The 12,647-nt window shown below is 66.8% G+C and carries 12 protein-coding genes, 1 other RNA gene and 1 pseudogene; 9 read left to right on the top strand and 5 right to left on the bottom strand.

The window, feature by feature from the left end; all coding sequences use genetic code 11:
• Nucleotides 1-407, top strand: a pseudogene (locus BLR03_RS14580) (NADP-dependent phosphogluconate dehydrogenase); the annotation flags it as partial.
• A gap of 90 nt (nt 408-497) precedes the next feature.
• Nucleotides 498-1,331: an oxidoreductase gene (locus BLR03_RS14575; RefSeq protein WP_091253807.1), complete on the top strand. Its 834-nt coding sequence runs from the start codon at nt 498-500 to the stop codon at nt 1,329-1,331.
• Nucleotides 1,332-1,337: 6 nt separating this feature from the next.
• On the opposite strand, the gene epsC is transcribed toward BLR03_RS14575, so the two are convergent.
• The 3 genes from epsC to msrA form a co-directional block, all read right to left on the bottom strand.
• Entirely contained in the window at nt 1,338-1,922 is a 585-nt protein-coding gene (epsC, locus tag BLR03_RS14570) for a serine O-acetyltransferase EpsC (RefSeq protein ID WP_091253804.1), read from the bottom strand.
• Between the two features lie 38 nt (nt 1,923-1,960).
• Nucleotides 1,961-2,896 carry a cysteine synthase A gene (cysK, locus tag BLR03_RS14565; RefSeq protein WP_091253801.1) on the bottom strand — a complete coding sequence of 312 codons (936 nt, stop codon included), beginning with the start codon at nt 2,894-2,896 and terminating at the stop codon, nt 1,961-1,963.
• A 65-nt stretch (nt 2,897-2,961) separates the two neighbouring features.
• Nucleotides 2,962-3,486, bottom strand: a complete 525-nt coding sequence (gene msrA / locus BLR03_RS14560; protein ID WP_091253799.1) for a peptide-methionine (S)-S-oxide reductase MsrA — start codon at nt 3,484-3,486, stop codon at nt 2,962-2,964.
• Nucleotides 3,487-3,585: 99 nt separating this feature from the next.
• Here msrA and BLR03_RS14555 point away from each other — a divergent pair, with 99 nt between their 5' ends.
• Together BLR03_RS14555 and BLR03_RS14550 are read left to right on the top strand one after the other, a co-directional pair.
• The gene (locus BLR03_RS14555; RefSeq protein ID WP_091253796.1) at nt 3,586-4,515 is read left to right on the top strand and encodes a Nif3-like dinuclear metal center hexameric protein; all 930 of its coding nucleotides are present in this window, start codon (nt 3,586-3,588) and stop codon (nt 4,513-4,515) included.
• A gap of 61 nt (nt 4,516-4,576) precedes the next feature.
• Nucleotides 4,577-5,314, top strand: coding sequence for a zinc ribbon domain-containing protein (locus BLR03_RS14550; protein WP_091253793.1), 738 nt, complete (start codon nt 4,577-4,579; stop codon nt 5,312-5,314).
• Between the two features lie 22 nt (nt 5,315-5,336).
• Here BLR03_RS14550 and yaaA read toward each other — a convergent pair whose 3' ends face one another.
• Both yaaA and BLR03_RS14540 read right to left on the bottom strand, forming a co-directional pair.
• Entirely contained in the window at nt 5,337-6,101 is a 765-nt protein-coding gene (gene yaaA, locus BLR03_RS14545) for a YaaA family protein (protein WP_091253790.1), read from the bottom strand.
• Between the two features lie 247 nt (nt 6,102-6,348).
• On the bottom strand, nt 6,349-7,314 hold the full coding sequence (locus BLR03_RS14540) for a slipin family protein (RefSeq protein ID WP_091253787.1): 966 nt from the start codon (nt 7,312-7,314) through the stop codon (nt 6,349-6,351).
• Nucleotides 7,315-7,386: 72 nt separating this feature from the next.
• Here BLR03_RS14540 and rnpB point away from each other — a divergent pair.
• The 5 genes from rnpB (at nt 7,387) to BLR03_RS14515 (ending at nt 12,611) form a co-directional block, all read left to right on the top strand.
• An RNA gene (gene rnpB, locus BLR03_RS14535) (RNase P RNA component class A) lies at nt 7,387-7,779 on the top strand.
• 191 nt (nt 7,780-7,970) lie between these two features.
• Nucleotides 7,971-9,638, top strand: coding sequence for a GMC family oxidoreductase (locus BLR03_RS14530; protein WP_091253785.1), 1,668 nt, complete (start codon nt 7,971-7,973; stop codon nt 9,636-9,638).
• 231 nt (nt 9,639-9,869) lie between these two features.
• Nucleotides 9,870-11,360 carry a glyceraldehyde-3-phosphate dehydrogenase gene (locus BLR03_RS14525; protein ID WP_091253782.1) on the top strand — a complete coding sequence of 497 codons (1,491 nt, stop codon included), beginning with the start codon at nt 9,870-9,872 and terminating at the stop codon, nt 11,358-11,360.
• A 95-nt stretch (nt 11,361-11,455) separates the two neighbouring features.
• Nucleotides 11,456-11,665 (top strand): hypothetical protein, encoded by a 210-nt coding sequence (locus BLR03_RS14520; protein ID WP_091253779.1) that lies wholly within the window; start codon nt 11,456-11,458, stop codon nt 11,663-11,665.
• A 148-nt stretch (nt 11,666-11,813) separates the two neighbouring features.
• The gene (locus BLR03_RS14515) at nt 11,814-12,611 is read left to right on the top strand and encodes an HNH endonuclease family protein (RefSeq protein ID WP_091253774.1); all 798 of its coding nucleotides are present in this window, start codon (nt 11,814-11,816) and stop codon (nt 12,609-12,611) included.
• The last annotated feature ends 36 nt before the right edge of the window (nt 12,612-12,647 follow it).

The following is a 12,647-nucleotide window of genomic DNA, read 5'->3' as shown; positions in this document are numbered from 1 at the left end:
AGGAATACGGCTGGGACCTGAAGCTGGACGAAATCGCCTCGCTGTGGCGCGGCGGCTGCATCATCCGTGCCGAACTGCTCAAGGAGATCACCAAGGCCTACGCCGCGGCGGAGAAGCCGGCCAACCTGCTCTTCGCCCCGGCCTTCACCAAGGCGATCGCCGACGTCCTCCCGGCATGGCGCCGCGTGGTGTCCACCGCGGTCCAGCTCGGCATCCCGGTGCCGGTGTTCTCCTCCTCGCTGGCCTACTACGACGGCCTGCGCCGCAAGCGCCTCCCGGCCGCCGTCATCCAGGGCCAGCGCGACCTCTTCGGCGCGCACACCTACGGCCGCGTCGATGCCGAAGGCACGTTCCACACCCTCTGGGGCGAGGACAAGTCCGAGATCGAGGCAGTCGACACCCACTAGCGTGACCCCGGACGGCCGGCCCCTTTCCAGATACTCTGGGAGGCGCCGGCCGTCCGTGTTTCCGGCGACACCTGCCAAGGAGTTCAGCCCATGTCCCAGCCCGTAGCGTTCGTCACCGGTGCATCCACCGGGATCGGCTTTGAAACCGCGAGGAAGCTCGCCGCGGCCGGCTTCACGGTCTACGCCGGGGCCCGCCGGGTGGAGAAAATGGAGCCGCTGAAGGCCTCCGGCGTCAACGTGGTGGCCCTGGACGTGACGGACGAGGACTCGATGAGCGCCGCCGTCGGGGAAGTGCTGGCCGCGCACGGCCGCATCGACGTCCTGGTCAACAACGCCGGCTACGGGACGTACGGCTCGCTCGAGGAAGTGGAGCTCGCCGAGGGGCGGCGGCAGTTCGACGTGAACGTCTTCGGCCTGGCGCGCATGACGCAGCTCGTGATCCCGGCCATGCGGGCCGCCCGAGCGGGGAGAATCATCAACATCTCCTCCATCGGGGGAAAGATGTACGAACCGCTCGGCGCCTGGTATCACGCGACGAAGTTTGCCGTGGAGGGCCTGAGTGATTCGCTGCGGCTCGAGCTCAAGCCGCACGGCATTGACGTGGCGATCATCGAGCCGGCCGGGACGCAGTCGGAGTGGGGCGCCATTGCGGCGCAGGGCCTGTTGGACAGTTCCGGGAGCGGCCCCTATGCGGCCCAGGCCAGGGTGGTGGCGGCCGCACTGGGCACCACGGACAACCCCGCCAGCTCGACCCGGCCGGAGCTCGTCGCGGAGGCAATCCTGCACGCGGCCACCGCCCGCCGGCCCAGGACGCGGTACCCGGTGGGCGCCAGCGCCCGGGGGATCCTGCTGCTGCGCCACCTGCTGCCGGACCGTGCGTTCGACGCCGTCCTCTGGAACATCTACAAGCGGTTCCCCGGGTAAGTCCGCCTAGATGCGGTATTCGATCAGGTACTCGGCCGGGTCGACGGCGGGTTTGGTCTCGCGCTGGGCGTCGCGGTGGCGCCAGGTGGCGGGCACGCCGGTGACGATGGATTCGGCCGGGGCGTCTTTGACCACCACGGCGTTGGCTCCGATGGCGCTGTCGCGGCCGATCGTGATGGGCCCCAGGACCTTGGCGCCGGCACCGATCACGACCCGGTCCTCGATGGTGGGGTGGCGCTTGATCTTCGCGAGCGAGCGGCCGCCGAGGGTCACGCCGTGGTAGATCATGACGTCCTCGCCGATCTCGGCGGTCTCGCCGATGACCACGCCCATGCCGTGGTCAATGAAGAAGCGCCGGCCGATGGTGGCTCCGGGATGGATCTCGATGCCGGTGAGGAACCTGGCCAGCTGGGAGATGAGCCGGGCCGGGAACCGCAGGGCGGGGTTTTGCCACAGCCGGTGGGTCAGGCGGTGGAACCAGATCGCGTGCAGGCCGGAGTAGGCGAAGAAGTTCTCAAAAGAACCCCGCGCCGCCGGGTCGTGGGACCGGGCGGCGTCGAGGTCTTCCTTCAGTCTTGCGAAGAAGCTCACAAAGACCTTTCTGGGGAATCGTGGGGCAGCGGCCGGACTTAGCCGCGGATGTCGTCGTACAGCACGGTGGAGATGTAACGCTCACCGAAGTCGCAGACGACGGCAACAATGAGTTTACCGGCGTTCTCCGGGCGCTTGGCGAGCTCCAGGGCCGCCCAGACGATGGCGCCGGAGGAGATGCCGCCCAGGATGCCTTCCTTGATGCCGAGATCGCGCGCGACGCGGACGGAATCCTCCAGCGTGGCGTCGATGACCTCGTCGTAGACGTTGGTGTCGAGGATATCGGGGATGAAGTTCGCGCCGAGGCCCTGGATCTTGTGCGGGCCCGGGGCGCCGCCGTTGAGGATGGGGGAGTCCTTGGGCTCGACGGCGATGATCTGGACGTCCGGCCTGCGCTCCTTCAGGACCTGCCCGACGCCGGTGACGGTGCCGCCGGTGCCGACGCCGGCGACGAAGATGTCCACCTTGCCGTCGGTGTCCGCCCAGATTTCCTCGGCCGTGGTGCGGCGGTGGACCTCCGGGTTGGCCTCGTTGGCGAACTGCTGGGCCCAGATGGAGTTCTCCGTGTTGGCCACGATCTCCTGGGCCTTCTCCACGGCCCCGCGCATGCCCTCGGAACCGGGAGTCAGGACAATGTCGGCGCCGTACGCGCGCAGCATGACACGGCGTTCCGTGGACATGGTTTCCGGCATGGTCAGGATGACCTTGTAGCCGCGGGCCGCGCCCACCATGGCCAGGGCGATTCCGGTGTTGCCGGACGTGCCTTCGACGATCGTACCGCCGGGCTTGAGGGCCCCGGACTTCTCCGCAGCATCGACGATCGCGACGCCGATCCGGTCCTTGACGCTGTTGGCCGGGTTGTAGAACTCCAGCTTGACTGCCACGGTGGCGTCAAGGCCTTCGGTCAGCCGGTTCAGCCGGACCAGCGGAGTTCCGCCCACCAGCTGGGTTACATCGTCATAGATCGGTGCCATGTATGTATGCCTGTCTTTGAAGAGGGATAACTGAGGTCAGCCTAACGAGCGCGTGCAGACCCTAGCTAAGCATTAAGCCATGCAGAGTAATATTTCCTCGCCTTGGCCAGCTTCGGGTTGATGATCACCTGGCAGTAGCCCTGCTCGGGGTACTTGGCGAAGTAGTCCTGGTGGAAATCCTCGGCCACATGGAACTTCGGCAGCCGGCTGACCTCGGTGACGATCGGATGCCGCCACAGGGCCTGGTTACGTTCGATGGCGTCCTCGAACAGGATCTTTTCCTCGGTGGTCTCGTAGAACATCGAGGACCGGTACTGTGTCCCGACGTCATAGCCTTGCCGGTTCAGGGTGGTGGGGTCGTGGAGGGCGAAGAACATGTCCAGGATGACGTCGGCGGGAATGACGTCCTCGTCGAACGTCACCGCCACCACCTCGGCGTGGCCGGTGGTTCCGGAGCATACGGAGTAGTAGTCGGGGTTGCGGTCATGGCCTCCGGTGTAGCCCGAAACGACCGAGCTGACGCCCTTGGTTTTCTGGTAGACGGCGTCGAGGCACCAAAAGCAGCCTCCGCCGAGGACAAAAGTTCTCATGATCTCTTCAATGGTTCGGTGCCTCCGATGATTCCCCAGCCACCTTACGGGAGTGTTACAGGTGACGGGGCCGGGCGCGGATAGGGTAAAAATGGGGGTATGGAACCTGTGAACACCGATGTTTCAGCTGAGTCCGACGGCGTTGCTGTCGCCGTCGACGGCGCTACCGGCACCGGGGAGGCCCCTGGCACGGCGACGCTGGGGGCGATCCAGCTGGCGGTGGAGGAGCTCTGGCCCGAATCGCTGGCCGAGGACTGGGACGAGGTGGGCCTCGTGGCGGGCCACCCGAACGCCGAGGTGCACAGGGTCCTCTTCGCCGTCGACCCCACCACCGAGGTGATCGAGGAAGCCATCGAATTCGGCGCCGAGCTGCTCATCACCCACCATCCGCTGCTGCTCAAGGGCGTCACGAGCGTCGCGGCGAACACGGCCAAGGGCAAAGCCGTTCACCGCCTCATCGAGTCCGGAACCGCGCTGATGACCGTGCACACCAACGGTGACTCCGCCGTCGGGGGCGTCTCCGACGTCCTGGCCGATGCGCTGGGCCTGCAGAACGTGGCCCCGCTGACCCCGGCCGCGAACGGGCTGCCCGAGGAAGGGATCGGCCGGGTCGGCGATCTTGAAGAGGTCCTGACCCTGGGTGACTTCGCGGCCCGCGTGTTCGGCATCCTGCCCTCGGTGGCCGGCGGCGTGCGTGTTTCCGGGGACCGGGACGGGCTGGTCCGCCGGGTGGCTGTCTGCGGCGGCGCCGGCGATTCCCTCTTCGGGGAGGTCCGGGCCAGCAACGCCGATGTCTACCTGACGGCGGATCTGCGCCACCACCCGGCGTCGGAAGCCCGGGAAGCGGCGGTCAACGACCGGCCCTACCTGATTGACGTCTCACACTTCGCCAGCGAGTGGCTGTGGCTGCCTGCAGCCGCCGAAGCGCTGGGCAATGTGCTCGCCGATCAGGGGCACGACGTCGAGATCCGCGTCAGCACCACCAACAGCGACCCCTGGGACTTCATTCTGACTCCGGGCGGGGACTAGAGTCTTAGGAGCGCCGGTACGGTGCCCGGCTCCGGCCGGAAGGGAACAAGCGGAGGTAATAGTGGCCAAGGCAGCACCGGCGGAACAGTTGAAGTTGCTCGAATTGCAGGGACTGGACGCCAAGCTCAAATCCCTGTCCAACCGCCGCCGAAGCCTTGAAAGCGACTCCCGGATCACCGACCTGGAATCAGCCCTCGGCATCGCCAACGGCGAACTTGGTGCCGCCAAGGTGGCAGTCCACGACGCTGAGCTGGAACTCAAGCGTGCCGAGGCGGACGTAGAGCAGGTGGCCTCGCGGATCGAACGCGATGAGGCCAAACTCAACAGCGGCACAGGCCTGTCCAAGGACCTCGTCGCCCTGCAGCGGGACCTCGTCTCCCTCAACAAGCGCCGCTCCGACCTCGAGGACGTCGAGCTCGAAGTCCTCGAACGCCTCGACTCGCTCCGCGCCCGCCAGGCCGCGCAGCAGCAGATCGTCGACGACATTCAGGGCTCCTTCGGCTCCATCCGCGCCGAACTCGACGAGCAGCTGGCCGAGATCGACGCCGAAGCCACCGTGGTGCGCGGCAAGCGTGCCGAGTTCGCCGCCGGACTCGACGCGGGAATGCTCGCGGTCTATGAGAAGACCCTGGCCAAGCGAGGCGTGGGTGCGGCGCGGCTGTTCCACGGCACCTCCGAAGGCTCCGGCATGCAGCTCAGCCCGGGCGACCTCGCCGAGATCAAAGCCGCCGCCGAGGACGACATCGTCTTTTGCCCGGACTCCGGCTGCATCCTGGTCCGGTCGGCCGAGTGGGCCTAGGCGGTTCCTAACTCAACTCCCATCAGCCGGGCAGGATGATGTTCAGGGTGTGCGGCTTCCTGGCCGTGCCCTCGACGAGTTCCGCAACCCACTTCTCGGCCGCCGCTTTCTGCAGCTGGGCGGGCGTCCGGGGCGCGTTGCCCCTGCGCGTGAGCAGGTGCCGGGCCAGCTCACCCCGGGTGTGTTTGGCGAAGTGGCTGACCACCTTGCGCACGCCGGCGTTCTCGGTGAAGACGTTGACGGCGACTGTCTGTTCCGGCGGGGGAGTCCAAGCCGCGGCGTAGGTGCTGGACCGGCAGTCCACCAGCAGCTCGCCCGCGGTGGCCGCCGCCAGGGCATCGCCCAGTTGCGGCTTCCAGAACGAGGCGAGCCGTCCGACGTCGGGCAGTGAGGTTCCCATTGACAGCCGGTAGGCCGGCACGCGGTCCGCGAAGCGGATGGCACCCCACAGCGCCGAAATCACCAGGACTGATGCGTCGGCCTTCTTCCGCTGCGCCGGGGTCAGGGAGTCATAGCCCAGGGCGTCATAGAGCACCCCGGAATACACCTGGTGGGCCGGGGCGGCCGGTTCTGCGTGCAGGCGTGTGTTGCGTTCGACGTCGGCACTCAGCGACGCGCCGACGCCGAGCAGGGACAGGGCGTCCTCGTGGGCGCTGACGGTGCCGAGGGCGTCCAGGACCTTGGCCCGGGCGCCGTTGAGGACGGAAAAGCTCAGGGTGTTCCAGTCGGCGGCGTCCCCGCCCGTCGCGGGAGTCTTGCCCTCCGAGGGCGGCAGCAGAATTAGCACCGTACGATCTTACCGGCGGGCCCGCTGCCCGGGATGTCAGCTCACCGGACGTGACCGGCGGCCCCGCTGCCGGTGCGGGCCGGCGCACGATGACACTGCGGCGGCACCCAGTAGGCCGGCCCCAAGTTCCAGCATCCTCCGGCGTCCCGGCAGCGGCCTCTGCATCGTCTGATCATAGGGGGCTGATCATTTGGCCGTCTGTGGACCTTCGGGGCGTGTGTGTTCCCAGGGTGCGCCGCCCTGGACGCTACGCGGCCTTGATCGGGGACTCCGGGGGCTCCGGGGACGCTGCCGGTGGCTCCGCGGGTACAGGTGCCGGTGACTCCGGTGGTGCCGCGCCCGGTGCCGCTGCCGGGTTGCCCGCCAGCCACGCTGCCGCACTCCCGGTCCCTGCCCTGGCCGCGAGGTCCTCGCGCGCCAGGAAGGCGCCCAGCTCGGCGATGGTGCTCATCAGGGGAGCCGGGAAGACGACGGTGGAGTTCTTGTCCACCCCGATCTCCACGAGCGACTGCAGGTTCCGCAGCTGTAGGGCCACGGGATGGGCCATCATCGTGTCGGACGCCTCGCCGAGGGCCACGGCCGCGATCGACTCGCCTTCGGCCGAGATGATCTTGGCCCGCTTCTCCCGCTCCGCCTCGGCCTGACGGGCCATGGCCCGCTTCATGCTGTCCGGGAGCTGGATATCCTTGAGCTCCACGAGGGTCACTTCAACGCCCCACGCCAAGGTCAGGGCGTCCAGGATTTCCCGGATATCGGTGTTGATGCGCTCGGTCTCGGACAGCGTCTGGTCCAGGCTGTGGCGGCCGACCACCTTCCGCAGGGTGGTCTGGGCGATCTGGTTGATGGCCGCCGCGACGTCCTCGATCGCCACGACGGACTTCACGGCGTCGATCACGCGGTAGTAGGCCACGGCCGAAATGTCCACACTGACGTTGTCCTGGGTGATGATGCCCTGCGACTGGATCGGCATGGTCACGATCCGCAGGCTCACCAGCTGAAGGCGGTCCACCACCGGGATGATGAGCCGCAGGCCGGGCATCCGGACCGCGACCACGCGCCCCAGCCGGAACAGGACGCCTTGTTCGTACTGGCGCACAATCTTGATCGACATCCTGGCGACAATAAGCACCAGGACGAGCGCGAGCAACCAGCTGAAGATGGCGGTCCAGTTCATCGAAATCGCTTCCTTGGCTAGCAGGAATCCTGGTCCCATTCTCCCACCGTGCGCCCCAAAAGGCTCCGGTGGGGCGGCGACGCCGGGCGAGACCGTAGAATGAACTGCGGATGGGTTGACCAGGCGGCCGCGCGTCACGCAAGTGGCTCGAGGAACGTCCGGGCTCCGCAGAGCAGGGTGGTGGGTAACGCCCACTCGGGGTAACCCGCAGGCCAGTGCCACAGAGAACAGACCGCCTGCGTGCGGCGTGTGCTTGCACAGGCCGCAGGCAGGTAAGGGTGAAACGGTGGTGTAAGAGACCACCAGCTTCCCGGGTGACCGGGAAGGCTAGGTAAACCCCACCCGGAGCAAGGCCAGACAGGGCACGATTGAGGGCTGCTCGCCCGAGTGTCCGGGTAGGCCGCTGGAGGGCGTCGGCAACGGCGTCCGTAGATGGATGGCCGCTACTCCCGCGCCGGCAACAGCGCGGGAACACAGAACCCGGCGTATCGGTCAACCCATCCACACACACCGCCGGGAATCCCCGTGTTCTGGGCGGGATTCGGCCGTCGCGGGCTGCGGACCGGGGGTCGCGCGCCTGCAATGGTGAAACCTTGAGGAAACCTTGAGGCATCCTTGACTTCATCCGGGCGGCACCCGAGACTTCAATGAACGTTTCAACTCATGGTGCATTCGGTGATGGTTGAGGAGTCATAGTGCCGAACGACCTAGCATACGACTATGTGATCGCCGGCGGCGGTACCGGTGGCAGCGTCCTGGCCGGCAGGCTGAGTGAAGATCCCTCAATTCGCGTGCTGCTGCTCGAGGCGGGCAGATCCGACCGCCACCCGTTCATCCACGTGCCCGCCGGCTTTCCCAGACTCAAGGGAGGCCCGTACCAGTGGGCATACAACAGCATTCCGCAAGAACACAGCAACGGCCGCAGCATCCCGCTCCCTCAAGGCCGCGGGCTCGGCGGCGGCGGCTCCATCAACTCCCAGGTCTTCACGCGGGGCGTAGACGAGGACTATGACGGATGGGTCGCGGACTACGGATGCGAGGGCTGGACCGCCGCTGAGGTGTCCAAGTATTTCGTCCGATCGGAGTCAAACAGCCGGCTCTCGGCACCCCACCACGGAATCCAAGGGCCGCTTAGTGTCTCGGACCCCCGGCGTCCGCACACGCTCTCGGCGGCATTCGTGCAGGCTGGCCGGGAGTTCGGCCTACCCTACAACAACGATTTCAACGGCGCGGAGCAGTACGGCGTCGGTTTCTACCAGACCACCACCAGGAACGGCCGTCGGTGCAGCGCCTCCGCCGCCTACCTGAAACCCGCGCGCAAGCGGCGCAACCTCACGGTTCGCGTTAATGTGTCGGTATCAAAGGTGGTCATCAGGAACGGACGCGCCGTCGGCGTCCAGGCGGTCGAAGATGGAGTGGCACGAACCTACAGCGCACGGCGCGAGGTCATAGTCGCCAGCGGCGCTTTCGGATCTCCTAAGTTGCTGCAGCTCTCCGGCATTGGCGACCCGGCAGACCTTGCAGCCGCCGGCATCGACGTTCTCCATGCTCTGCCAGGTGTCGGGAAGAACCTGCAGGACCATCTGGACCTGGACATCATCTATGAACTCACCGCCGACCACAGCCTGGACCGGTTCAATCGCGTGCGCCCGGCGACCGTCCTGGCCGGCCTCGAGTACCTGGCCTTCCGGACGGGACCGTTTGCGTCCAACCTTGTGGAGGCCGGCGCCTTTAGCTATGCCAACAAGCATGAGACGACCCCGGATCTGCAGTTCCACTTCCTGCCCGCAGCGAGGTCGGAGCCGGGTATAGCGTCGCTGCAGCCCGGGTTCGGCATGACGCTGAACTCCTATTTCCTGCGCCCACTCAGCCGGGGAACAGTCCGGGTCGCGTCCGCAGACCCCGCACAGCTACCGCTCATCGATCCGAATTTCCTCGCGGAAGACTACGACCTCGAGATGACGATCGCCGGCGTGCAACAGAGCCGCCAGATCATGGAGCAGCCATCTATGGCAGCCTTCATCAAGAGAGAGCACATCGGCGACGGTTCACGGGTGGAGTCCCGCGACGAGTACGTGAACTTCGTGCGATCCTACGGACGGACCTCGTACCACCCGGTGGGCACGTGTTCCATGGGCACCACCGATGAGTCCGTCGTCTCCCCCCGGCTTACGGTCCACGGGCTGGAGGGACTGCGAGTGGTCGATTCCTCGATCATGCCCCGCCTGATCAGTGCCAACACGCAGGCGCCCACCATCATGATCGCGGAAAAAGCCGCCGACATGATCCTCGAGGACGCGGGCAGGCTGACGCCAGGCGTGAGTGGTTTCGCCGGCTCGTCCAGGGCCCCGGATGGTGTGTGAGTCATTTCACGCGTAACGGGGCACCGGAGGCCGCCGGGCCGCCCGTAGAATTGATGGTGAACGTAGAAGTTCCGCCGCCGGGTCTGCGTTCGCAGCCGGCGGATTTTCTTTGCGTTCAGTGAGGCGCCCGGGGTGGACCGAATCCCTGGTGACGCCAAGGTACCGGACACCCTCCGGCGGCCGACTTCCCCGTACGAGGACGTATGGGGTGGATTCTAGGAAGGTAGTTCTGTGAGCCAGACGTCAGATTCTTGTCTTGATACGTGGATGGGCCGTGAGGCGCTCGCCGAGGCCATGATCCCGGTGATCGGCCGGCTGTACCGCGAGAACAACGTGGTGACCTCGATCCACGGACGCAGCCTGATCAACAAGTCCACCATGAACATCCTCAAGGCACACCGTTTCGCCCGCCGGATGAGCAAGGAAGAACTGCGCCTCGAGGAAACGGCCCCGCTGCTGGAGGCCCTGACCAAGCTGGAGCTCGGCGCTGCGGCGATCGATATTGCCCGCCTCACCGAGAAGTACCGTGCCGAGGGCGACGGCGCCAGCCTGGACGATTTCCTGCGCGAGGAACTCGCGGAGATCGTCGGCAAGCGCGGCGGCGACGACCGCACCAGCACCGACGTCGTCCTCTACGGCTTCGGCCGCATCGGCCGGCTCCTGGCCCGCCTCCTGATCGAAAAGGCCGGCGGCGGCCACGGCCTGCGCCTGCGCGCCATCGTGGTGCGCCGCGGCTCGGACAACGACCTCGCCAAGCGGGCCAGCCTGCTGCGCCGCGACTCGGTCCACGGCTCCTTCGAGGGCACCATCAAGGTGGACCTGGAAAACGACACCATCACCGCCAACGGTGTCCAGATCCAGGTCATCTACTCGGACAACCCGGCCACGGTCGACTACGCCGCCTACGGCATCCACGATGCCCTGGTGGTGGACAACACGGGCCGCTGGCGCGACGCCGAGGGCCTGTCCCAGCACCTGCAGAGCACCGGCGTCTCCCGGGTCCTGCTGACCGCTCCGGGCAAGGGCGAGCTGAAGAACATCGTGCACGGCATCAACCACGGCACGATCACAGACTCGGACAAGATCGTCTCCGCGGCCTCCTGCACCACCAACGCCATCACCCCGGTCCTGAAGGCGATCAACGACCGCTACGGCGTGGTGCACGGGCACGTCGAAACCGTCCACTCCTTCACTAACGACCAGAACCTGATCGACAACTTCCACAAGGGTGACCGGCGCGGCCGCTCCGCCGCGCTGAACATGGTGATCACCGAGACCGGTGCCGCCAAGGCCGTGGCAAAGGCCCTGCCGGAACTGCTGGGCAAGCTCACCGGCAGCTCCATCCGTGTCCCCACCCCCGACGTGTCCCTGGCCATCCTGAACCTGAGCCTGGAGAACGGCACCACCAAGGATGAGGTCAACGACTACCTGCGGGAAATGTCGCTGCACTCGGAGCTGCGCAAGCAGGTCGACTACATTGATTCGCCCGAAGTGGTCTCCACGGACTTCGTCGGCTCGCGCCGTGCAGGCATCGTCGACGGCCTGGCCACCATCTCCAACGACAAGAACCTGGTGCTCTACGTCTGGTACGACAACGAATTCGGCTACTCCTGCCAGGTGGTCCGCGTCATGGAGGAAATGGCCGGCGTCAACCCGCCGTCGTTCCCCGCCAAGGACGCGGCCGCCATCCTCGAGGCCGCCGGGCTCCCCGTCGAGGTCTAACCGGCTGGCAGAACCTTCGTCCCTGACCGGGACACGTTCGTCCTTTCCCGGCCGATGTACTGGAATCGGCCGGGAAAGGGAACCACAATGGAGCCATGGAACAGAACCCGGTTATTGAGCACGAGACCACCCTGGAACACGCGCTGGACGTCGCGCGGAGCAACGCGAAGGAAGCGAAGCGGCTCCTGGACGACGCCGTCGCCAAACGCCAGGCGGGCGAAGTCAATGACGACCGGGTGAACCAGCTCCAGGATTTGATGGACCTCGCCAACGAGGACCTCAAACGGGTCACGCGGGAACAGTAACGCCCCGGCGCCTGCGCCACTGATTATGCGGGCGCCTGCGTCACCGGTCCTCACCACTGGTCCTCACCACTGGGGATAACGTCCCGGGTGTCGGAGCGCCCGCGTAGGCTCAGGGTATGCAGCCACAACTTCGTCAGCGGCAGCCCCCGTGACCGTCACTTGGGCGGAGTTCCGCCGCGCCCGGCGCCGCTCCCGTCAGGCCTGGCTCCTCCTGGCCGCAGCGTCCCTGACCGTCTTCGGCGGCCTGGCGTGGTTCTTCCTGGCCGGCCAGTTTTCCCTCGCGGAACCGCAGACCGCGGGTCCACGCGAGGCCCCCGTGCTTGCGGACGGGTGGATGAAGCCCGTGGAGTCCGTCCGGGCCGTCCCGGCCGGAGGCGCCGCCGCCGTGCTCGAGACACTCGCGGTCAAAGGCCGGTCGGCCAAGGACACCTATGACCGCAGTGCGTTCGGCCAGGCGTGGCTCGACGTCGACCGCAACGGCTGCGATACCCGCAACGACATCCTCCGCCGCGACCTCGAAGCCCCGGAATTCGTGAACGGCTCCCGGTGCCAGGTTGCCGGCGGCACCCTCCGGGAACCGTATACGGGCTACGAGATCCCGTTCCGGCGGGGCGCCGAGACCAGCGCAGCCGTGCAGATCGACCACGTCGTGGCGCTCGGCGACGCCTGGCAAAAGGGGGCCCGGCAGCTCACCGCGCAGCAGCGTGAACACCTGGCCAACGATCCTCTCAATCTGATCGCCGTCGACGGCCCCGCCAACCAGGACAAGAGTGCTTCCGACGCCGCCACCTGGCTGCCGCCGAACAAGGCCTTCCGCTGCCACTATGTTGCCCGCCAGATTTCCGTCAAGGCCGCCTACCGGCTGTGGGTCACGCCCGCGGAGAAGGAGGCAATGAAGCGGATCCTGGCCTCGTGCCCCGGGCAACAGACCATCGTCCCGCGCTAACTGCACCCCGTAGTGACCGGGGCTGTCCGGCTGCGG

The sequence above is a fragment of the Arthrobacter sp. ok909 genome, assembly GCF_900104405.1.
GTDB lineage: Bacteria > Actinomycetota > Actinomycetes > Actinomycetales > Micrococcaceae > Arthrobacter > Arthrobacter humicola.
The sequence above is the reverse complement of the archived record's forward strand: the minus strand, read 5'-3'. Positions and strand labels throughout refer to the sequence as shown.